The 20,825-nt window shown below is 63.3% G+C and carries 16 protein-coding genes; 6 read left to right on the forward strand and 10 right to left on the reverse strand.

Annotated elements, in window-relative coordinates:
* On the reverse strand, positions 1 to 739 hold a 739-nt coding region (locus B8784_RS03405), incomplete at its 3' end, for an intermembrane phospholipid transport protein YdbH family protein (protein WP_143435268.1).
* 208 nt (positions 740 to 947) lie between these two features.
* Here B8784_RS03405 and B8784_RS03410 point away from each other — a divergent pair.
* Entirely contained in the window at positions 948 to 2,309 is a 1,362-nt protein-coding gene (locus B8784_RS03410) for a M23 family metallopeptidase (protein WP_233355947.1), read from the forward strand.
* Between the two features lie 107 nt (positions 2,310 to 2,416).
* On the opposite strand, the gene B8784_RS03415 is transcribed toward B8784_RS03410, so the two are convergent.
* The 9 genes from B8784_RS03415 to B8784_RS03455 all read right to left on the reverse strand — a co-directional run bounded on the left by B8784_RS03415 (position 2,417) and on the right by B8784_RS03455 (position 13,346).
* On the reverse strand, positions 2,417 to 2,770 hold the full coding sequence (locus tag B8784_RS03415) for a UrcA family protein (RefSeq protein WP_158085558.1): 354 nt from the start codon (positions 2,768 to 2,770) through the stop codon (positions 2,417 to 2,419).
* A gap of 340 nt (positions 2,771 to 3,110) precedes the next feature.
* Positions 3,111 to 5,738: an ATP-dependent chaperone ClpB gene (gene clpB / locus B8784_RS03420; protein WP_084396223.1), complete on the reverse strand. Its 2,628-nt coding sequence runs from the start codon at positions 5,736 to 5,738 to the stop codon at positions 3,111 to 3,113.
* Positions 5,739 to 5,923: 185 nt separating this feature from the next.
* Positions 5,924 to 6,805, reverse strand: coding sequence for an RNA polymerase factor sigma-32 (locus B8784_RS03425; protein ID WP_084396224.1), 882 nt, complete (start codon positions 6,803 to 6,805; stop codon positions 5,924 to 5,926).
* Positions 6,806 to 6,978: 173 nt separating this feature from the next.
* The gene (locus B8784_RS03430) at positions 6,979 to 7,506 is read right to left on the reverse strand and encodes a CarD family transcriptional regulator (protein ID WP_084396225.1); all 528 of its coding nucleotides are present in this window, start codon (positions 7,504 to 7,506) and stop codon (positions 6,979 to 6,981) included.
* A 155-nt stretch (positions 7,507 to 7,661) separates the two neighbouring features.
* Positions 7,662 to 8,003: a ferredoxin FdxA gene (gene fdxA / locus B8784_RS03435; RefSeq protein WP_084396226.1), complete on the reverse strand. Its 342-nt coding sequence runs from the start codon at positions 8,001 to 8,003 to the stop codon at positions 7,662 to 7,664.
* A 67-nt stretch (positions 8,004 to 8,070) separates the two neighbouring features.
* Complete coding sequence (locus B8784_RS03440) at positions 8,071 to 8,514, reverse strand: tellurite resistance TerB family protein (RefSeq protein ID WP_084396227.1); 444 nt, start codon at positions 8,512 to 8,514, stop codon at positions 8,071 to 8,073.
* Positions 8,514 to 8,825, reverse strand: a complete 312-nt coding sequence (locus tag B8784_RS03445; protein ID WP_084396228.1) for an RNA-binding S4 domain-containing protein — start codon at positions 8,823 to 8,825, stop codon at positions 8,514 to 8,516. The genes B8784_RS03440 and B8784_RS03445 overlap by 1 nt, the downstream gene beginning before the upstream one ends.
* A complete protein-coding gene (locus B8784_RS03450; protein ID WP_084396229.1) occupies positions 8,804 to 11,575 on the reverse strand; it encodes a helicase-related protein in 2,772 nt (923 codons plus the stop codon). The genes B8784_RS03445 and B8784_RS03450 overlap by 22 nt, the downstream gene beginning before the upstream one ends.
* Before the next feature lie 49 nt (positions 11,576 to 11,624).
* Positions 11,625 to 13,346, reverse strand: coding sequence for an ArnT family glycosyltransferase (locus tag B8784_RS03455; protein ID WP_084396230.1), 1,722 nt, complete (start codon positions 13,344 to 13,346; stop codon positions 11,625 to 11,627).
* Positions 13,347 to 13,560: 214 nt separating this feature from the next.
* Here B8784_RS03455 and B8784_RS03460 point away from each other — a divergent pair, with 214 nt between their 5' ends.
* The 5 genes from B8784_RS03460 to B8784_RS03480 all read left to right on the forward strand — a co-directional run bounded on the left by B8784_RS03460 (position 13,561) and on the right by B8784_RS03480 (position 20,767).
* Positions 13,561 to 16,749 carry a TonB-dependent receptor gene (locus B8784_RS03460; protein ID WP_084396231.1) on the forward strand — a complete coding sequence of 1,063 codons (3,189 nt, stop codon included), beginning with the start codon at positions 13,561 to 13,563 and terminating at the stop codon, positions 16,747 to 16,749.
* Between the two features lie 89 nt (positions 16,750 to 16,838).
* Entirely contained in the window at positions 16,839 to 17,843 is a 1,005-nt protein-coding gene (locus tag B8784_RS03465) for an agmatine deiminase family protein (protein WP_084396232.1), read from the forward strand.
* A complete protein-coding gene (gene aguB, locus B8784_RS03470; RefSeq protein ID WP_084396233.1) occupies positions 17,840 to 18,676 on the forward strand; it encodes an N-carbamoylputrescine amidase in 837 nt (278 codons plus the stop codon). Before B8784_RS03465 ends, aguB begins: the two co-directional genes overlap by 4 nt.
* Before the next feature lie 45 nt (positions 18,677 to 18,721).
* Positions 18,722 to 19,216 carry a hypothetical protein gene (locus B8784_RS03475; protein WP_084396234.1) on the forward strand — a complete coding sequence of 165 codons (495 nt, stop codon included), beginning with the start codon at positions 18,722 to 18,724 and terminating at the stop codon, positions 19,214 to 19,216.
* A gap of 138 nt (positions 19,217 to 19,354) precedes the next feature.
* On the forward strand, positions 19,355 to 20,767 hold the full coding sequence (locus B8784_RS03480; protein WP_084396235.1) for a dihydrolipoyl dehydrogenase: 1,413 nt from the start codon (positions 19,355 to 19,357) through the stop codon (positions 20,765 to 20,767).
* The last annotated feature ends 58 nt before the right edge of the window (positions 20,768 to 20,825 follow it).

Consider the following 20,825-nt stretch of genomic DNA (forward strand, 5'->3'; position numbering starts at 1 on the left):
GCCAGTTAATCTTCGGCTGCAGGGTGTCGGCCATTTCGGCATCGAGGGTGATGTTTTCCGCGCTCAGCCCGTCAAAGGTCGCGGCCTTCAGGTCGAGGCGGGCCGAGCCGTCCACCTTGAAGCCGACAAAGCTGAGATCGACATCGCCTTCGCGCAGGACCAGCATATCGTCACCGGAGGTCAGCTCCAGCGGCTCGATGCGGGCCTGGACCGTGCCGCGATAGGGCAGCTTGCCGCTCATCGTGCCATGCATGACGACCGGGCCGGCGGGGGTGTCGAGTTCGATCCGCGCCTCGGACACGTCGATTTCGGGGATCTCCATGGAGGTGCCGGAAGAGTCCGAGGTCATCAGCTTTTCCAGCCCGCCCAGCCGGAACGGCTGGTCCGTCTCGTCGGGATGATAGCTTGCGCGCACGACCGGGGCCTTGATGTCGACGAGCGTGACGGCGGGCTTGAGAAAGCCCGGCCACTCCAGCGTCACGCGGGCGCGCTGCGCCTCGACCGGAACCGAGCCGTCGGGGGCGGTGATTTTCACATTCTCGACGGTCAGTCCGGAGAGGCCGAGCCCGCGCACATCGAGTTCGCAGGTGAGGTCCTGGCTGGAGCACCATTTGCGGGCTGCCCAGCCGCCGAGCGGGGCCCGGAAAACCCAGATCAGCAGGCCGGCGACCAGCAGTCCCACGAGGAGAATGCCGGCGGCAACGAGCCAGGGTCTGGATCTGGAGCGGGAGGTTGCCATGCGCTAAGATGCCTGAAATTTAACAAAAGACGCTGCAATAAGGGGCATATAGTGACTTGCCCACCACCTGATGTTGAATTTAAGACACTTCCGGGCCGGATTGATTAAAGCTTTGCCGATAAACACGTGCAAGCAGATCAACCGATTGGGGCAATAAATTGACTCAGACGTTCGCGCTAGGCACGCTGAACAAGAGGAGGCCCATTTTTTGAATTTCCAGTTTTCCCGTGGCATGACCAGTCTCGTCCTGCTGGGCGCCGTGGCAACCGCCACTTGCCTGTCGACCCTGTATTTCGTTGCGCAATCGCGACGCGCCGAGGCGCAGACCCCGCCCGCTGTTCAGCTGGCCACACCCTTGGCAACAACGGTCCTGTCGGCTGAAGAGTTCACACAATCGGCCGAAACGCAAAGCCGCAGCGCCGAGCTTAAGCCGCGAGAGACGCTGATCGAGCTGGTCACCGACCTTGGCGCAGAGCCCTCCGCGGCCGCGCGCTCGCTGCAGGCGCTCTATGATGCCGAGCTGATCGACCCGCGCCGGGTGCGCCCCGGCCTGACGGTGACGGCCCAGTTCCGCGGCGCGCCGCAGACCGCCGAGCTGACCTCGCTGTCGGTCTCGGCCGAGAGCGGACGCCAGATCCTGTCCAAGCGCCAGAGCGACGGGGCCTATACGCCGCTGGTGCTTACCGCACACACCAAGCCGGTGCCCAAGCATATCGAGACGACCATCGAGACCAGCATCTATGCCGCCGCCCTCGACCAGGGCGCGCATGACCAGCAGGTCGTCGATTTTGCGCGCGTCTTTGCCTATGACGTCGATTTCCAGCGCGACATCCATCCCGGCGACCGCTTCGAGATCGTCTATGAGGAAATGGTCGATGAGCGCGGCAACCCGGTCGAGACGGGCAATGTGCTCTATGCCGCGATCAACGGGCAGGCGCTCGACAAGGGCTATTACCGCTTCACGCCCGGCGATGACGGCGCGACCGACTATTTCAATCGCGATGGCGAGGCAGCCACGAAATTCCTGATGAAGACGCCGATCAATGGCGCGCGGCTGTCGTCCAATTTCGGTTATCGCCGCCACCCGATCTCCGGCTACAACAAGCTGCACAAGGGCACAGATTTCGCCGCGCCGACCGGCACGCCGGTCTATGCCGCCGGCCACGGGACGATCGAGCGGTCCAGCCGCTATGGCGGCTATGGCAATTATGTCCGCATCCGCCACGCCAATGGCTATGACACCGCCTATGCCCACCTGTCCAAGTTCGGCCCCGGCATCCGCTCCGGCAAGCGCGTGCGCCAGGGCGACATTATCGGCTATGTCGGTTCGACCGGTGCCTCGACAGGCCCGCACCTGCATTATGAAGTCCTGGTCAATGACAAGCAGGTCAACGCCATGACGCTGGACCTGCCGACCGGGCGCAAGCTGGCGGAAACGCCTGAGGTCATGAAGGCCTTCGAGGCGCGCCGGAATGCCATCGATGCGATGCGTAATGCAGGCGGCATGACGCTGGTTTCCGGTGGCGACACGCCTTCCGACACCGATGGAAGCGCCCCGCCGGCGCCCTGAGCCGGGCGGGCTTTTTCAGGGAAAAAGAAGCGCCGTAAACGAAAAAGGCTCCAGCCCGGGACGTTGGGCTGGAGCCTTTTCTGTTGGAAGCAGTTTGGCCTCAAGCCTTAGCGGGCGGCCAGCTGCATCCGGTCAGACACACCCTCAACGTAATAGTCCGAAGAGGCATATTGTGCTGTGAGGTTGGCATTGCCGATCATGTCGACGGCCTGAACCATCATGTCCTTGGCGCAGACTTCGTCGACGGAGAGGCCGACGGTCACCATGGAAACCTTGCGGCAGTGCGTGCGAGCCTGGTTTTCCAAGTCGGCCAGCACTTCAGCAGCGCCGGCTTCGGTCGCCAGCTTGCTTTTGTCGAAGGTCAGTTCGGCATTCACTTCGGTGAGGTCATCGGCCTGAGCCATGCCGCCACCAAAGACAGCCATTGCGAAAAGGATGGAGGAGGAAACGCGAAATTTCATTTTATCAGCCCTCTTGTGTTGAGCTAGCGGATCGTTGTCCGCGATTGAGCCCCACGTATTTCGCGGGTGCACAATAAACATCTCGCACCTGCAGCATTTGTGAAGTGCATAAAGCTGTAAATCAGGCATGCACATTTGCATGGAGTCGGATCTGTAGCAGTGACAACAGTTTGACGGGATTGAAATAATTTATGGCTTGCCGGCGTCTCGCTGACGTCCCTTGTTGCCGTAAGGGGAGGTGGCCAAACCCCTCGCGTGAGAGGATTGTCTCTCCGAAAAAATCACCCGGCGCGTCAAACGCGCCGGGTGGCCGGGTTTGCAGGCAATGGGGCAGGGCCGCCTAGTTCAGGGCGGCCGCGCCCTTGGCAAAGTCGTTCGGCACGCCGTTGATCGAGAGCGCATCGCCCTCGACATCGACGGTCACCGTCGAACTGTCAGGCACCTTGCCTTCGAGAACCAGCCTGGCCAGCGGGTCCTGAAGCTCCTTCTGGATCACCCGCTTCAGCGGGCGGGCGCCATAGACCGGGTCGTAGCCGCGGTCGGCCAGCCAAGTGCGGGCGGCCTCCGAAAGATCGACCTTGATCTTGCGGTCGGCGAGCAGCTTCGAGAGCCGGTCCATCTGGATGTCGACAACATGGTCGATCTCCGCGCGGCCGAGCCGCTTGAAGAAGACGATCTCGTCGATCCGGTTGATGAATTCCGGCCGGAAGTGGGCCCGCACCGCTGTCATCACCGCCTCACGCTGGGCTTCGCTGATCTCGCCGGCATCGCCGCTGGCGAGCGCATCGGCGCCCAGGTTCGACGTCATGATGATGATCGTGTTGCGGAAGTCGACCGTGCGGCCATGGCCATCGGTCAGACGCCCGTCATCGAGCACCTGCAGGAGGGTGTTGAAGAGGTCCGGATGGGCCTTCTCCACCTCGTCGAACAGGATGACCTGATAGGGCCGGCGGCGGACGGCTTCGGTCAGCACGCCGCCTTCCTCATAGCCGACATAGCCCGGAGGCGCCCCGATCAGGCGGGCGACCGAGTGCTTCTCCTGGAACTCCGACATGTCGAGCCGGAGCACGGCGGTGTCGTCGTCGAACATGAATTCCGCCAGCGCCTTGGTCAGCTCCGTCTTGCCGACGCCGGTCGGGCCGATGAACAGGAAGGAGCCGATCGGACGGTTTGGATCCTGCAGGCCTGCCCGGGCGCGGCGCACCGCATTCGAGACGGCCGCCAGCGCTTCGTCCTGGCCAACGACCCGCTTGTGCAGGGCGTCTTCCATGCGCAGCAGCTTGTCGCGCTCGCCTTCCATCATCTTGTCGACCGGGATACCGGTCCACTTGGAAACGACGGCAGCGACATGTTCCGGGCGCACGACCTCGGAAACGAGGCCTTCCTGGGCTTCGCCATTGTCGGTCTCGGCCTTTTCGACCGCCGCGATCCGCTCTTCGAGCTGCGGGATGACGGAGTATTTCAGCTCCGAGGCACGCGAGAGATCCCCGCGGCGCTGGGCTTCGGCCATTTCGGCATGCGCCCGGTCGAGCTCTTCCTTGGCAGAGGCGGCGCCTTTCAGCTTGTCCTTTTCGGCCGCCCAGGCGGTCGACAGCTCGTCGGACTGGGCCTGCAGATCCTCGATCTGCTCCTCAATGGCGGCGAGCCGGTCTTTCGAGGCCTGGTCCTTTTCCTTCTTCAGGGCTTCGGCCTCGATCTTCAGCTGCAGCAGGCGCCGGTCGATCTCGTCGAGCGCTTCCGGCTTGGAGTCGACCTGCATGCGCAGGCGGGAGGCCGCCTCGTCCATAAGGTCGATGGCCTTGTCCGGCAGGAAGCGGTCGGTGATGTAGCGGTTCGACAGCGTTGCCGCCGAAACGATGGCTGCATCCGAAACGCGGACCCCGTGGTGGGCCTCGTAGCGGCCCTTCAGGCCGCGCAGGATGGAGATGGTGTCCTGGACGGTCGGCTCATCGACATAGACGGCCATGAAACGCCGTGCGAGCGCCGGATCGCCTTCGACATATTTGCGGTATTCGTCGAGCGTCGTGGCGCCGACACAGTGCAGTTCCCCGCGCGCGAGCGCCGGTTTGAGGAGGTTGGAGGCGTCCATGGCGCCGTCGGTCTTGCCGGCGCCGACCAAAGTGTGCATCTCGTCGATGAAGAGGATGACGCCGCCTTCGGCCTGTTCGATCTCCTTGATGACGGCCTTCAGCCGCTCTTCGAACTCGCCGCGGAACTTCGCGCCGGCGATCAGTGCACCCATGTCGAGGGCGAGCAGGCGCTTGTCCTTCAGGCTTTCCGGCACGTCCCCATTGATGATCCGCAGGGCCAGGCCCTCGGCGATGGCGGTTTTGCCGACGCCTGGCTCACCGATCAGGACGGGATTGTTCTTCGAGCGCCGCGAGAGCACCTGCACCGTGCGGCGGATCTCCTCGTCACGTCCAATAACCGGATCCAGCTTGCCCGACCGGGCATCGGCCGTCAGGTCGCGCGTATATTTCTTGAGCGCTTCATAGCCTTCTTCGGCGTTCTCGGTGTCGGCGGTGCGGCCCTGGCGCAGCTGTGTGACAGCGCCTTCAAGCCCGGCCTTGTCGACGCCGCCCGTCTTGAGCGCTTCGGCAGCCTTCGAGCCGGCCAGCCCGGCCAGCGCCACGAGAATACGCTCGACGGTGACATAGCTGTCGCCGGCCTGTTTCGAGGCGGCTTCGGCGTCGGCGAAGAGTTTCGCGGTTTTCTGGTCGAGCCGCAGGCCCGCATCGCCGCCGCTGACCTGGGGCTGGGCGCGCAGGGCTTCCTCGGTTTTCTGTTCGACGAGTTCCGGCTTGCCGCCGGCAGACCGGATCAGATTGGCCGCCAGCCGGTCGCGGTCTTCCAGCAGGGCTTTGAGGATATGTTCGGGAAGAAAAACCTGGTGACCAGCTGCCAGGGCCGCGGTCTGGGCCGACTGGAGTATGCTTCTGGCACGCTCTGTATAGGTGTCAAAATTCATCTGTTATCCCCTTTCAAAGGCAGATCTAAAGGTTGTTACGGGCCGGGCCATACGGGATGCACCTTACCCTGTTTTCGCTAGGGACCCCGCTCAGCAGCGGCCCCGTCAAAAAGAATATGGGAACAAAAAAAAGAGCCGCAAGTGAGCTTGCGGCCCTTAAGGCTTCTGCAGGGATGAAAACAGTGTCAGACCGGAAGCAGGCCGGTCTCGTTGGGATCGCCGACCATTGTGACAAGCGCCTTGCGCAGCTTGCCGAGCGCCTGATGCTCGATCTGGCGCACGCGTTCCTTCGAGATGCCGAGGCGTTGGCCGAGCACTTCCAGCGTCACCGTGTCGTCGGTGAGCCGGCGTTCGCGGATGATCAGGGTTTCGCGCTCGTTCAGCGTTTTTAGCGCTTCGGCGATCCAGCGCTTGCGGCGGGCGCCGTCGCGGGCCTCCATGACGCGCTCCTCGGTGACGGCGGTCTCGTCCTCGAGCAGGTCCTGCCACTGGGTCTCGCTGTCGGTGGCGAGCGGCGCGTTGAGTGAGCGGTCGGAGGCCGACAGGCGCGACGCCATGGCATCGACGTCGCGTTCTGCGACGCCGAGATGCGTGGCGACCCAGTGCCGGTTCTCCGGTGAGATGACGGTGTCGTCAGTGTCGCCGATCTTCGCGCGCAGTCGTTTGAGGTTGAAGAAGAGGGATTTCTGCGCCGCCGTCGTGCCGGTGCGCACGATCGACCAGTTGCGCAGGACGAAATCCTGAATGGACGACCGGATCCACCAGGAAGCATAGGTCGAGAACCGCACCGCCCTGTCCGGGTCGAAGCGCATCGAGGCCTGCATCAGGCCGACATTGCCCTCCTGCACGAGATCCGACAGGGGCAGGCCGTAATGACGGAATTTCGAGGCCATGGAGATGACGAGGCGCATATAGGCGCTGGTCAGCTCATGCAGGGCCTCTTCGTCGCGTTCGTCGCGCCATCGCAGGGCAAGGTCCAGCTCATGCTCCTGAGTGAGCATGGGCTTGTTCATCGCCGTTCTGACATACTGCCGATCAGCTGTTTCGGATGTCATGGACGTGGCCATTGTCTGCTCCTTGCCCGGGTGCTGATTCTTTTTTCTGCACCCTGACTACGCAGCCCATGGCCGGGCGGATCACATTTTCGCCGGATTTTCCGCAGGCCTGTCTTCCGGCCAAGAAAAAACCCTGCCGGTGAGGGCAGGGTTTTCCGAAAGTTTTTTAAAGATCAGGGCCTGGCTCAGGCAGCCTTCTTCTTGGCCAGCGACTTGGCGAGACGCTCCATGGCGGTCTCGTGGTCGGTGTTCTCGACGGCGGCCAGTTCACGGGCCATCCGGTCAAGCGCGCTCTCATAGAGCTGGCGTTCGGAATAGGACTGCTCGGGCTGGTCTTCGCCGCGGTGCAGGTCGCGCACGACTTCCGCAATCGAGATTAGATCGCCGGAATTGATCTTGGCTTCGTACTCCTGGGCGCGGCGCGACCACATGGTGCGCTTGATGCGGGCCTTGCCGCCGAGGGTCTTCAGGGCATCGTCGACCAGCTTCGAGCCGGCCAGGGCGCGCATGCCGGAGGCCTCGGCGCGATTGGTCGGGACGCGAAGGATCATCTTGTCCTGATCGAAGGAGACAACATACACTTCGAGCGACATCCCCGCGACGGTCTGCTTCTCGATCGCCGTTACGCTGCCGACGCCGTGGGCCGGATAGACAACGGACTGACCGATCTCGAAGACGAGTTCCTGAACATCACCCTGTGCTTGCTTTGCCATGAAATGAGTGCCTTTCTACGCAATAAGAGCCTACGCTTCCCCGGAGACAATTTCAGTCGGTCCGGAGATGGCTGCAGGCTCCCTCAAAAGTTTGACTGTTAATACATATCAGAAAAACGACTATTTCACAACCGCTACGTGACAGGGTGTAGTATTCAATCCCCCTCGCCCGGCTCGGCGCTGAAGTACTTTTCAAGCTTTCCGGTTTCCTGGGCAAACTCTTCGCGGTCGGCGGGCGGCTCCTTCATGCGGGTAATGTTGGGCCAGACCTTGGCGTACTCAGTATTGAGCTTCAGCCACTTTGAATCCGGGTCGTCCTCGGTGTCCGGCTTGATCGCCTCGACCGGGCATTCCGGCTCGCAGACGCCGCAGTCGATGCACTCATCCGGATGGATGACGAGCATGTTTTCGCCTTCATAGAAGCAGTCAACCGGGCAGACTTCGACGCAATCCATGTATTTGCAACGGATGCAGGCGTCGACAACGATGTAGGTCATGGGCGTTTCTGGGCTCGTTTATAATGATTTTCGCGCTGCATGTGGCCGCGATCAGGCGCGGTGTCAATCACTGCGGCTGGCGCGATTCAGCGCGCCTGCGTGCCTGGGCGCGGCGAATGTCATCGACATGAAGCAGGCTCGCGACGTGCCGGATGAAGGCTTCCTCGAACTTGCAGGCAGCCCCGTCGGCCAGGGAAACCAGGTAAAGCCCCTCGATCACGCGGACCCGGTCGAGCAGCGGCAGTTTCTTCACATGCTGGGTAAACTCGTGCGCGCCGGTGGAATCCTCGGCGAGTTCTTCGCCCTGCCGGAGGACCTCATCGACGCGGTCGGCATCCAGTCCCATGCTTTCGAGCAGGATTTCGGCGATCTGGTCGCTCTCGAGATTGGCATAGACGCCATCCACCAGGGCGGCCTCGACGAGCAGCGCGGCGGCGGCGACCTGCGGGTCGATCTCGCGCTGGACCGGTTGAGGGCCCCATGAGAACAGCTTTTTCAATCCCTCAAGCATCAGGCCTCTCCCTTGTCGCCGTCTTCCAGGCTTTCATAGAGCGTCCGGGCTTCGGTCGCCGGACCTCTGCGCGTCCCGGCGGAAAGCACGCGAATTGTCACTATTTGTGCCTTTAGCGGGAAACTTACAATATCGCCTGTCGCCAGCCTGTAGCCCGGTTTGCCGACTTTGCGGGTATCGCCATTGCGGGTGAGCCGGACGCCCTTGCCGGAAACGAAGCCGGCCGCCAGGGCGCGCGTCTTGAAAAACCGGGCGCGCCATAGCCAGACATCGAGGCGGACCGGCTCGTCTATGACTGTGTGCCTGTCGATGGATTGGCGACGTCGCCGCTGTCCGGGGTGGTCTTCTTGTCAGCCGGCTCGGCGGGGGTTTCCGTCTTGCTTTCACCCGCCTCGGGCGTGTTTGCGGCTTCAGGTTTGGTCGCGGTCTCGGCCTTGGGCTTCTTTTTCTTCTTCGGCTTGGGCTTTGGCGGCGGAGGCGGTGGCGGTAGCAGGCTGGCGAGCGCTGCGAACGGGCTGTCCGGGTCCGGCTGGCGGGCTGCTTGCGGGCGCGGGCCCTTGCCGCGGGGCTTGTGAGGCTTGCCGCCTCCTTTGCCTTTCGGTGGTTTGCCGCCGCCCGGCTTGCGGCCGCGCGGGGCGCTGTCCTGGCGGTGGCGTGAGAGATAGCGCCATTTCGTGACGGCGCCGGTCTCCGGGTCCTTCTCGGCGGGCGCAAGCCCGAAGCCCTTCACGATGGCCGGAAACTCGTCGCCCGGACACGAGACGACCGAGGCGAGTTCGGCCGGGAGTTCGAAGGCGGGCGTTCCGGCTTCGCGGCGGCGCTTGGAAATCTCCCAGCCGAGCCGCTCGGCGAGATCGGCACGCACGGCGCGCTTGCCGAAGCGCAGATAGCCCTGCGCATGCAGTTCGCTTTCGGCCCATTCGCCGTCGAGGGGGAAGGAGCCGGCGCCCTCCGGGGCGACCCGGCGCGTCTCGCCGGTCTGGCTGGCCTGCAGGATGGCGATCATGCGCTGGGCGGCCGGTTTCTGGGCTTCGGGAATGTGGGCAGCGACCCGGCCTGAGCGCAGGCCGGCGGCCTTCATCGCCTCACGCTGTTCCTTGGTGACGTGCGGCGGCGGGCTTTCCTCGCGCAGGTCGATGGCCGCGCCGCTTTCCAGCAGGCGGAAGGCCAGTCCACGGGCCATGCCTTCAAGCTCCTTCCCGGTCTCGCCGGTCTTCAGCTTGGCATGGGTGGGCAGGACGCGCATCATTTCCGTGCCGAGCCATTCCTCGATCCGTTTCAGGGCCGCGTCCTTGCGATGGGCCTCGGCGTCATCGGCGCCAATCAGTTCGACCTTGGGCGCCAGCCAGTCCGGCCCGGGCTGGAGGCGGGCAATGTCGGCCTCTTTCCAGGCGATGGTGCCGGTATCGGTCAGCGTGAAGGCTTCGGCCGGGGCGCCGGCAATCTCGCCGAGGCGTTCGGCCATGATCGGCCCGAGCGCGGAGACGGCGGCCGAGCGCACGGCGCGGCCTTCCAGCGTCTGGGCGGTCGAAGCGGGTTCGAAGTGGAGGCCGACAAGCTTGCCGACGACATGGCCTTCGACGGTCACTTCGCCATTGTCTGACAGTTCGGTCACGAGCAGGTCTTCCCTTTTGAGGCCGGCGAGCAGGGCCGTGGTCCGGCGGTCAACAAAGCGCAATGTGAGCGCGCCGTGAAGGGCATCAGACAACCTGTCTTCAATTTCACGGGTTTTTTCGCGCCAATAGGCCGGATTCTCCAGCCAGTCATCGCGGTGGGCCGCATACGTCCATGTGCGGATCATGGCAAGCCTGTGCTGCAAGGTCGCGATGTCGGGCACATTGGTTTCGAGGTTTTCCAGCCGCATCGCCATGGCCGTGTCGCCAAGGCGTGCATCCGGGTCGGCCAGGGTTTCGGCGAGACCGAGCACAAGACGGCCATGGCCTTCATGACCGGCCTTTCTGAAATCAGGCAGGCGGGCAAGGTCCCACAGGCGGCGGACATTCTTCTCGCCGCGCACCTCCGGGCCGATATCGCCATCCTCGGCCATGCGCCTGAGGATCCATTCGTCCAGCGCATGCGGGTTCTGGCGCAGGGCCGGGTGGCCCGAGGGCCGCGACAGGCTGGCGATCAGCGTCTTGATGGAGCGGAAGTCGAGATCGGAATTGCGCCATTGCAGCGAGTCGACCGGCTCGAAGTGATGTTCCTCGATGGCGCGGATGACATCTTCCTCGAAGGGCGGGCAGTCACCGGTCTCGCCGAACTCGCCATCACTGCGGAACCGCCCGGCGCGGCCCGCGATCTGGCCGGCTTCGGCCGCCGAGAGCCAGCGGTGCCGGCGCCCGTCAAACTTGGAGCGGGCGGCAAAGGCGATGCGGTCGACATCGAGGTTGAGCCCCATGCCGATGGCGTCGGTGGCGACGAGATAGTCGACTTCGCCGGACTGGTAGAGCTCGACCTGGGCGTTGCGGGTGCGGGGGCTGAGCGCGCCCATGACGATGGCCGCGCCGCCCTTCTGGCGCTTCAACAGCTCGCCGATGGCGTAGACCTGATCCGCCGAGAAGGCGACGACGGCGGAGCGTTTGGGAAGCTTGGTGATCTTGGCCGGGCCGGCATAGTGTAGCTCGGAGAAGCGCTCACGCGTGGTTGCGTCGACATCGAGATCGAGGTCGCGCAGCACGCCGCGCATCGTCTCGGCGCCGAGCAGCAGGGTTTCGGCGGTGCCCCGCGCATTCAGGATGCGGTCGGTGAAGACGTGGCCGCGATCCTCGTCCTCGGCGAGCTGGATCTCGTCGACGGCCAGGAACTCGACCCGTTTCTGGATTGGCATCGCCTCGACCGTGCAGATCCAGTAGCGCGCCTTGGGCGGCTCGATCCGCTCCTCGCCGGTGATGAGGGCGACGGCATTCTCGCCCTTCGCCTTGACGACACGGTCATAGACCTCGCGGGCGAGCAGGCGCAGCGGCAGGCCGATCATGCCTGTGCTGTGGCCCATCATCCGCTCGATGGCGTAATGCGTCTTGCCGGTATTGGTCGGCCCGAGAACGGCCTTCAGCGTACTCATGTCGTGGCAAGTGTCCGGGATTGAGGGGCGTTATTCAACGGGGGAACGGTCAATCGGCTGGCGGGCAGGGCGGGGGCGCGTCCATGGTCTGGTCCTCGAACCGCTCCAGCCAGGCCTGTGTGCGCGGCAGCTGGTCATAGCCGGAGGCGCGATAGAGGACGAGTTCGCGCACGATCGGGCAGCCATTCGACCGGGTGCCGAGATCGACGCTGACCACGCCGACTTTCTCGAAACGTTCGAAATCGGCCTCGATGGCCGGGCGCAGGCCGGGGCGGTAGCTCGCGATCAGCACATCATTGTCCAGCGCGTCGGTGAGCGGCTGGCGCTCGGCAAAGCTGTGCGGGCTCTCATGATAGCGCCAGAGCAGCAGCGGCGCGTCGATACGGTCCTTCAGATAGAAGTCGAGCCCGTGCCAGATCTCGCGCTCGTCCACCAAGACCGCGCTTGGCGTGCCGGTCTCCTCGGTGAACCGGACGAGCTGGTCGGAAAGCGCATCCCAGCCGCGCGTGCGCTTCAGCGCATTGTCGAGGCCGAGCGGCGCGGCGAAGACCTGTGGGGCCATCAGCACGATGCTCATCGCCAGGCCGAGGGCGGCATGGATCGACAGGCCGGTCCAGAACAGGCCCTCCGGCCGGAAGCGCGAGAGCCAGGCGGCGACAAGGATGACGAGGGCGAGGACGAGCCCGATGATCACGCGCGTCAGCAGGGTGAAGTCCGGCACGAACAGGATGCCGATGGCCGTCAGCCCGGCAATCCAGAACCAGAGCGGGCGGTTGGCCTGTGCGCGCAGGAAGAAGAGCGCGATCAGGACCGAGCCGGCCGGATAGGCGGTCGCGGCCCAGTTGGCATGGGCGCGCGAGAGAACCGCCTGGAAGAGAATGATGACGAGCACCGGCACGGTGAAACAGATCAGCCAGAGCTCACGCCGGGCCGGCTCGCCGGAGACGCTGGCCCGCATGAAGATCAGCCCGGCCATCAGGGCGAGGAAGCTGACCGGGCCGAACACGCCCATCTGGTCGGTCACGAACTTGATCGCATGGCCGGGATTGAACAGCTCGCCGCCGAGATTGGCATTGTCGACCGTATGGCCGACCGTGGCGAAGCTGTTCTGGGCATTCCAGACAAGATGCGGGGCGAAGACGGCCAGCATCAGCGCCAGCGCGATCGCGCCCTTCAGCGACAGGAGTGCACGCCGGGTCGGCGGATCGATCAGCATGACGAGCCCGGTGCCGATCGCGAAATAGAGCATGGCATATTTGGCGAGAAAGCCGGCACCCACGGCGAGCCCCAGCCCGGCATAACCGAGCCATCCCGCCTCACCCTGGCGCACGCGCCAGAGCAGCCAGAGCGCCAGCGCCCAGAGCGGCATCAGCACGCCGTCGGTCGACAGCACCGTCGAGGACAGGAAAACCGCCGGCATCAGCGCATAGCCGATCCCGGCCATCAGCCCGACCCTCGGGCCGCCAAGGTCGCGCCCCAGAAGGAAGAGGCACCAGGCGGCGATGGTATGCAGGACAGGGGCAGGCAGGCGCACCGCCCAGGCGGTGTCGCCGAAGATCGCTGTGGAGCTATGGATCAGCCAGGCGATGAGCGGCGGTTTGGAGTAATAACCCCATTCCAGCGTCTGTCCCCAGCGCCAGTATTGCGCCTCATCGGCATAGAGTTCGAGTGGCGACAACAGGATACAGACCAGCCTCACGCCCAGAAGCCCGATGAGAATCAGGGCTGTAAGGCGGGCTGCGGTCTGAGTGTCGTCGCGCAAATTTACCATTTCTTCTGCTGCTAGCGCGGGCGGGCGCGATTGGCCAGAGCGCCTCTGCGGGTGTGGCTTTTTTGCAAGCATTTTCGGCGCAATGTTGCGCTGCACAGAACCGTAACAAGAGTGTCACAAAAGTGTTGCAAGGCAGGAATAGAGGCGCGGGCAATTGGCTTTGGTCGGTTAGTCAGATGGTGCCCGAAGCCGTTCAACCGAAGAGGGGTTCTTCATGTCCAACTGGAAGCTTTATTCCGGCGTCGCTGCGGCCATCATGGCCACTGCAGCCATCGTCGCGCCTGCCGAAGCGCAGGTCACCTCGGCCGGCATCCGCGGTGATGTCGTGTCTCCGTCCGGCGATGTCGTTCCGGGCGCCACGGTCCGTGTCATCGACACCCGGACCGGCGCGGTCAACTCGTCGACCACCAGCGCAACCGGCCAGTTCCAGGCCCGTGGCCTGAACGTCGGCGGTCCTTACACGATCGAGATCTCCGCACCGGGCTATCAGACGACCCGCATCACCGACGTCACCCTGCAGCTCGGTGAAGTTGCCAATGTGGAAGTCGCTTTCGCCGGCACGGCAGACGCCGCCGGTGACGACGCCGAAGCCCGCATGGAAGTCGTGACGGTTTCCTCGACCGCTGGCGGCCTCGTCCAGACGGCCATCGGCCCGTCGGCCACCTTCTCGCTGGAAGACATCGAGCAAGCCCCGGCCATCAACCGCGACCTGAAGGACATCGTCCGTCTCGACCCGCGCGTCTATCTCGACGAATCCTTCAACGACTCGATCCAGTGTGCCGGTTCCCACCCGCGCTTCAACTCGCTCACGGTTGACGGCATCGGCCTGAATGACGGGTTCGGCCTCAACTCGAACGGCTATCCGACGCAACAGATGCCGTTCCCGTTCGACGCCATCCAGAACGTCTCCGTCGAGCTTGCTCCGTTCGATGTCGAATACGGCTCCTTCACCGCCTGTAACATCAACGCGGTGACCAAGTCGGGCACGAACGAATTCCACGGGTCGGCCTTCTATGACTATGGCGACGACAGCATGGTCGGCGACAAGACCGAAGGCAACGACTATGAGGCCTCCCCGTTCGAAGAGAAGCGCTACGGCTTCACGCTCGGCGGCCCGATCCTGAAGGACCGTCTGTTCTTCTTCGGTGCTTATGAAAAATACGAAGGCCCGGGTGCCGAGATCAACCGCACGCCGGAAGGCGGCTCCGGCCAGGTCGTCGAAGGCTTCACCCAGGCCGAGTTCGACGAGATCGCTCAGATCGCCCAGGACGTCTACGGTTACAATCCGGGTGGCATCCCGACCTCGACCGGGACCGATGACGAGAAGTATCTCCTGCGTCTCGACTGGAACATCACGAACAACCACCGTGCGTCTGTCACCTACAACTACAATGAAGGCTTCAGCCTCAGCGAGTCCGACGGTGACGACAACGAGTTCGAGTTCGCCAACCACCTCTATAACCGGGGTGCCGAGCTGAAGGCCTATTCCGGCCAGCTCTTCTCGGACTGGACGGACAACTTCTCCACCGAGCTGCGTTATTCCTATAACGACGTGACCTTCCTGCAGCAGTCGGTCGCCGGCACGGACTTCGGTGAAGTGCAGATCACCGACCTGAACACCGAAGCTGTCGATGGCACGAACCAGCGCAACACCATCTATCTCGGTGCTGACGACTCGCGTCATTCCAACCAGCTCGAATACTCGGTCGCCAACTTCAAGGCGCTGGGCCGTTACACCTACGGTGACCACAACTTCACCTTTGGCGGCGAGCGTCTGGAATATGACATCTTCAACCTGTTCGTCCAGGAATCCGAAGGTGAGTTCCGCTTCGACTCGATCGACGACTTCCGCAACGGCCTGGCTTCCCGCGTCATCTATGAGAACGCGGCCGGCACCAACAACGCCGTCGATGGCGGCGCGTCGTTCAAGTATGAAGTCAACACGCTCTACGCCCAGGATGAGTGGACGGGCCCGAACGGCCTGACCGTCACCGCCGGCCTGCGTTATGACTTCTACACCTCCGACGACAAGCCGAACTTCAACCAGGACTTCCAGGACACCTACGGCTTCGCCAACGATGAGACCATGGACGGCCGCGACCTGCTGATGCCGCGTCTCGGCTTCACCTGGGACTATCAGCCGAACCTGTCCTTCCGTGGTGGCATGGGCCTCTACTCCGGCGGCAACCCGAACGTCTGGATCTCCAACAACTACTCCAATAACGGCGTCACGCTGTACGAAGCCAACCGCTTCGACTACGATCTGTTCGCCAACCCGGTCACGGCTGACGAGACCGGTGCGGGCACGCCGATCTTCGGCATCCCGCAGGAGATGTATGACGAAGTTGCCAACGGCGCGGTCAGCGGCCCGGTCAACGCGCTTCACCCGGACTTCGAGATTCCGTCGGAATGGAAGTACGCCTTCGGCTTCACCTATGACTTCGACACGCCGTATATCGGCTCGGGCTATCGCCTCGACGGTGACGTCCTCTTCTCGAAGGTCAACGAAGCTCCGCTGGTGAAAGCGATCTCGCTGGCTCAGATCGACACTGCGCCGGATGGCCGCCCCATCTACAACGAGGACACCGACGACTTCGTCCTGACCAACACCGATGAAGGCTCGACCTTCGTGGCCTCCTTCGCGCTGTCCAACGCGTTCGATACCGACTTCGGTGATTTCGACTGGTCGCTCGGCTATGCCTACACCGATGCCGAGGATGTGAACCCGATGACCTCGTCGGTGGCCTATTCGAACTGGTCCAACGTCTCGGTCGTCGATCCGAACAATCCGGGTGTTGCCACCTCGAACTACGAAATCCCGCATCGCTGGACGGCCCGCGTGACCTGGGAGAAGCGGTTCTTCGGTGACTATGCGACCCGCGCGACCCTGTTCGGCCAGGCCTTCCAGGCGCGTCCGTACTCCTTCACCTACTCCGGCGCTTCGCCGTTCGGTGATGACACGTTCGGCCGTTCGCTGGTCTATGTCCCGACCGATGGTTCCAGCGACCCGCTGGTCAACTATGCGGCCTCCGACATCGATTGGGATGCCTTCTTCCGCTACACCGACGGCTACGATCTGGGCCGCGGCTCCATCGCCGAGCGTAACTCGGGCGACGGCCAGTGGAACAACCGCTTCGACCTGCGTCTCGAGCAGGAGCTGCCAGGCGCACTCAATGGCCACAAGACCAAGATCTACGCGGTCATGGAGAATGTCGGCAACTTCCTCAACGACGACTGGGGCGCCTACTATCAGGCCGGTTTCCCGCAGGACACCGAGATCGTCAGCGCGGAAATCGTCGACGGCCAGTATGTCTATAGCGGCTTCAACGACGCCAACCCGGAGAGCAAGACGAACAACCTGTCCGTCTGGACCCTCCGCATCGGTGCGAAGTACCAGTTCTAGACCTCGTCTGGACACAGAACAGACCTGGAAGGGCGGCTCCGTGTGGGCCGCCCTTTCTCTTTTCGGGAAGCTATGGCAAGTCGCGAAGCATGACCGATACGACCATCGCCTTTGCCCCGCCCGAATGGGCCCGCCAGTCCGCCGTCTGGGTCGGCTGGCCGCACCTGAAAGAGGCCTGGGCGGACGATTATGACGGCGCCCAGCGCGAGATCGCCGCGCTGGTCAAGGCGCTGGCGCCGGTGGTGCGGGTGAAGCTGGTGATCGGGGCGGCGCATTCGCGCGCCGAAGCCGCCGATCAGGTGGGCGAGCTGGCCGAACTTTTCGACGCGCCAATGGGCGACATCTGGCTGCGCGATATCGGCCCGGTCTTCATGAAATACCGCAACCGCCTGGAAGGGCTTGGCTTCACCTTCAATGGCTGGGGCGGCAAATATGAGCTGGAAGGCGACACCGAAACCGCCGCTGCCATCGCCCGGCTGGAAGGCCATCCGCTGAAACGGCTCGACTTCGTGCTCGAGGGCGGGGCCGTCGAACAGGATGGCGAAGGCACGCTGATCACGACGCGCCAGTGCGTGCTGAACCCCAATCGCAATCCGGGCTGGACCGAGGAGAAGGCCGAAGCCGCGCTGAAGCAGGCGTTCAATGTCAGCCGCATCGTCTGGCTCGGCGACGGGTTGAAGGGAGACCACACCGACGGCCATGTCGACAATGTCGCCCGCTTCATCGCGCCCGGCCATGTCCTCTGCCAGACGCCCTCGGGGACCGACGATCCGAATGCGGAGATCCTGCGCGAGATCGAGGATGAGCTGCGCGCGGCCGAACTCAAGGTCTCGACCATCCCGTCTCCGGGCCGGCTGGAGGATGAGGAGGGCGAGCCGATCCCCGCAAGCCACATGAATTTCCTGATCTCGAATGGCCGCGTCATCCTGCCCATCTATGAGGATGAGCATTCGAAACTGGCGCTGGCCGAGCTTCAGGCGCTGATGCCGGAGCATGAGGTGATCGCGCTGCCGGCCAACCATATTCTCACCGGCGGGGGCAGCTTCCACTGCATGACCCAGCAGGTGCCCGAACTCGAAGGAGTGCTGACATGAGCCGTACCCTGAAGGTCGCTGCGATCCAGGCTTCGTTCAGCCAGGACATGCAGGCCAATATCGACAAGGTGAAAGGCCTCATCCGCGAGGCCGCCGGGCAGGGCGCCGACGTCATCCTGCCCTCGGAACTCTTCTGCGACCATTATTTCTGCAAGGTGCAGGACGAGACATACTTCGCCACCGCCTATCCGTGGGCGGAGCATCCGGCCGTCGAGCAGCTGGAGCCGCTGGCGAAAGAGCTGGGCGTTGTCATCCCCGTCTCCATCTTCGAGAAGGACGGGCCGGAATACTATAATTCCATCGTCATCATCGATGCCGACGGCACGCCGCTTGGCGTCTACCGCAAAAGCCATATCCCCGACGGCCCGGGCTATATGGAGAAGTTCTACTTCCGCCCGGGCAATACCGGTTTCCGCGTCTGGGACACGCTGAAGGGCCGCATCGGGGTCGGTATCTGCTGGGACCAGTGGTTCCCGGAAACCGCCCGCGCCATGACGCTGATGGGCGCCGACATCCTCTTCTATCCGACCGCCATCGGGTCCGAACCGCATGACGCCGATCTCGACACGGCCGCGCGCTGGCGCCGGGCGATGCAGGGGCATGCGGTCTCCAACGTCATCCCGGTTGTCGCCGCGAACCGCACCGGCGACGAGGACGGCCAGGTCTTCTACGGCACGAGCTTCATCGCCGACCATGCCGGCGAAATCGCCGCCGAGCTTGGCCGCGATGAGGAGGGCGTCATCACCGCCGAGTTCGACCTCGACTTCCTCGACCGCCACCGCGCCGCCTGGGGCTTCTTCCGCGACCGGCGCACCGACCTCTATGTTAAGTAGATTGTTTGTGATAATTTTCTAAAAGAAATTGTGCGGAGGTGGGTTGTGGATGAAATTGGTCAAGCTGTTGCATATCTTGTGAAGTGCAACGAGAGCAGGTCGAAGATTGCGCAAGTTTTTGGTGTTGTCGTTGGCGCGATTATAACAGTTCTCGTTGGGGCGGTTTTTTCTAGCGATCTAAGTATTAGCTTTTTCGGAAGCCTGTTCTTGGTAATTGCAGTCGTGTGCTACGTTCTTTCTTTTATTCTTTTTGGCCTTCTTTTTTTTATTAATATGGAGAGAGTGGCCGCAGTTAATGGAATTGCGGGTAACCTATTCTTTTTACAGACTCTTGGAGATAATACGCAGCCTAAAGTGGATGTGGAGTCAGAAGAGTATCGAACTCTAAAGGAAAAGCTATTTGAGCGGTTGGCAAAAGAAGTCCAAGCTACATGGAGCGATGAAGGGGAAGATCGAGTCATGATTTTTGGTGGCGGCCTTTTCTTCGCTGGGATAGTATTCACTGCTATTTGCATGATATGCTTAATGATTGGGTTGTGATATTTATCTTTGACCTCTGGTTTTTTATTCAGTGCGGTCTTTTTTCTTTGCTGTAGCCAATTCAATTAGCCTCAGCCCGCCGGAACCTGACGCGCCCCAAGCCGCTTGCCTTTTGCAGGACTGCAAAAGGAGCAAGGCGTGGCGGATATCCAGACCGATGTGGCCATTATCGGCGCGGGCACGGCCGGGCTCGCCGCCGAGCGGCATGCCCGCGACAGCGGGGCGCAAACCCTGCTGATCGACCCGTACTTTGCCGGGACCACATGCGCGACGGTGGGCTGCATGCCGTCCAAGCTGCTGATCGCGGCGGGCAATGCCGCCCACAATGCGCGCACCGCCGAGGGCTTTGGCATTCACCTGCCGGAGCCCGAGATTGACGGCCCGGCCGTGATGCAGCGCCTGCAGGCCCAGCGCGACCGCTTCGTCGATGCGACGAAGGAGTCCATTGCGGGGCTGCCCGATGGCGTCTGTCTCAAGGCCCGGGCGCATTTTACCGGCCCCACCTCACTGGCGCTCGATGACGGGCGCATCGTGCAGGCGAAGGCCGTCGTGATCACCACCGGCGCCCACCCCGTCATCCCCAAGCCTTTCAAGCCGGTCGAAGGCCGGATCATTACGAACGAGACGCTGTTCGACAGGCCCGACCTTCCAAGATCGGTTGGTGTCATCGGGGCCGGGCCGCTTGGTCTTGAGATGGCGCAGGCGCTCGCCCGGCTCGGCGTGCGCGTCGAGGTGTTCGATATGGGCGAGACGCTGGCCGGCCTGCCCGAAGGCGCGGTCGAAGCCTCGCTGCGCGAAGCGCTTGGCAAGGAGATGCCGCTGCATCTTGGCGTGGAGCCGGAGGCCGAACAGGCCGGGGACGGGGTGCGCCTTCGCTGGAGCGGAGCGGAGACGGGCGAGGCGACGTTCGATCATCTGCTTGTTGCAGCCGGCCGGGCCCCCAATCTGGACGGGCTAGCGCTGGAGGCGGCCGGGCTCGCGCTCGACGACCATGGCGCGCCGGTCTTTGACGCCGATACGATGCAGTGCGGCGACGCGCCGATTTTCATCGCCGGGGACGCCAATCATGACCAGCCCGTCCTGCATGAGGCGTCAGCGGAAGGCACGATTGCCGGGGTCAACGCCGCCGGCTTTCCGCAGGTCCAGCCCATGCGCCGCAAGATACCCCTGCAGATCATGTTCACCGAACCAAACATGGCGGTCGTCGGCACGCCAGGCGCGGATGGAGATGTGTGCGGGCAGACCGATTATGCCGATCAGGGCCGCGCCAAGGCGATGCGCCGCAATCAGGGCGTCTGCGAGATCTTCGCCGATGCCCGTGACGGACGGCTGACCGGGGCAAGGCTGGCCGGGCCGGATATCGAGCATCTGGCTCATCTTCTCACCTGGGAAATGCACAACCGGACGCGGGCGAGCGACCTGCTGGAGAAGCCCTTCTACCACCCGACGCTGGAAGAGGGCCTGAAGCCGGCGCTGCAGCAGATCTGCAAGGCGGTGGCCGCTCCCGCCGCGCCGGAGCGCGATGACGGGTTCCTGCCGGGGGCGTCCTGAAAATGAAAAGCCGGGCGGGGTGTTCCGGCCCGGCTTTCACGGCGGTGTTGTGGCGGTA

This window comes from Henriciella aquimarina (assembly GCF_002088975.1).
Lineage (GTDB): Bacteria > Pseudomonadota > Alphaproteobacteria > Caulobacterales > Hyphomonadaceae > Henriciella > Henriciella aquimarina.

Excerpts from the sequence above, each read along its gene's own strand:
- B8784_RS03415 (WP_158085558.1), bottom strand. The coding sequence starts at position 2,770 with ATGAAATTTCGCGTTTCCTCCTCCATCCTTTTCGCAATGGCTGTCTTT.
- clpB (WP_084396223.1), bottom strand. The coding sequence starts at position 5,738 with ATGAATTTTGACACCTATACAGAGCGTGCCAGAAGCATACTCCAGTCG.
- B8784_RS03425 (WP_084396224.1), bottom strand. The coding sequence starts at position 6,805 with ATGGCCACGTCCATGACATCCGAAACAGCTGATCGGCAGTATGTCAGA.
- B8784_RS03430 (WP_084396225.1), bottom strand. The coding sequence starts at position 7,506 with ATGGCAAAGCAAGCACAGGGTGATGTTCAGGAACTCGTCTTCGAGATC.
- fdxA (WP_084396226.1), bottom strand. The coding sequence starts at position 8,003 with ATGACCTACATCGTTGTCGACGCCTGCATCCGTTGCAAATACATGGAT.
- B8784_RS03440 (WP_084396227.1), bottom strand. The coding sequence starts at position 8,514 with ATGCTTGAGGGATTGAAAAAGCTGTTCTCATGGGGCCCTCAACCGGTC.
- B8784_RS03450 (WP_084396229.1), bottom strand. The coding sequence starts at position 11,575 with ATGAGTACGCTGAAGGCCGTTCTCGGGCCGACCAATACCGGCAAGACG.
- B8784_RS03455 (WP_084396230.1), bottom strand. The coding sequence starts at position 13,346 with ATGGTAAATTTGCGCGACGACACTCAGACCGCAGCCCGCCTTACAGCC.
- B8784_RS03460 (WP_084396231.1), top strand. The coding sequence starts at position 13,561 with ATGTCCAACTGGAAGCTTTATTCCGGCGTCGCTGCGGCCATCATGGCC.
- B8784_RS03465 (WP_084396232.1), top strand. The coding sequence starts at position 16,839 with ATGACCGATACGACCATCGCCTTTGCCCCGCCCGAATGGGCCCGCCAG.
- aguB (WP_084396233.1), top strand. The coding sequence starts at position 17,840 with ATGAGCCGTACCCTGAAGGTCGCTGCGATCCAGGCTTCGTTCAGCCAG.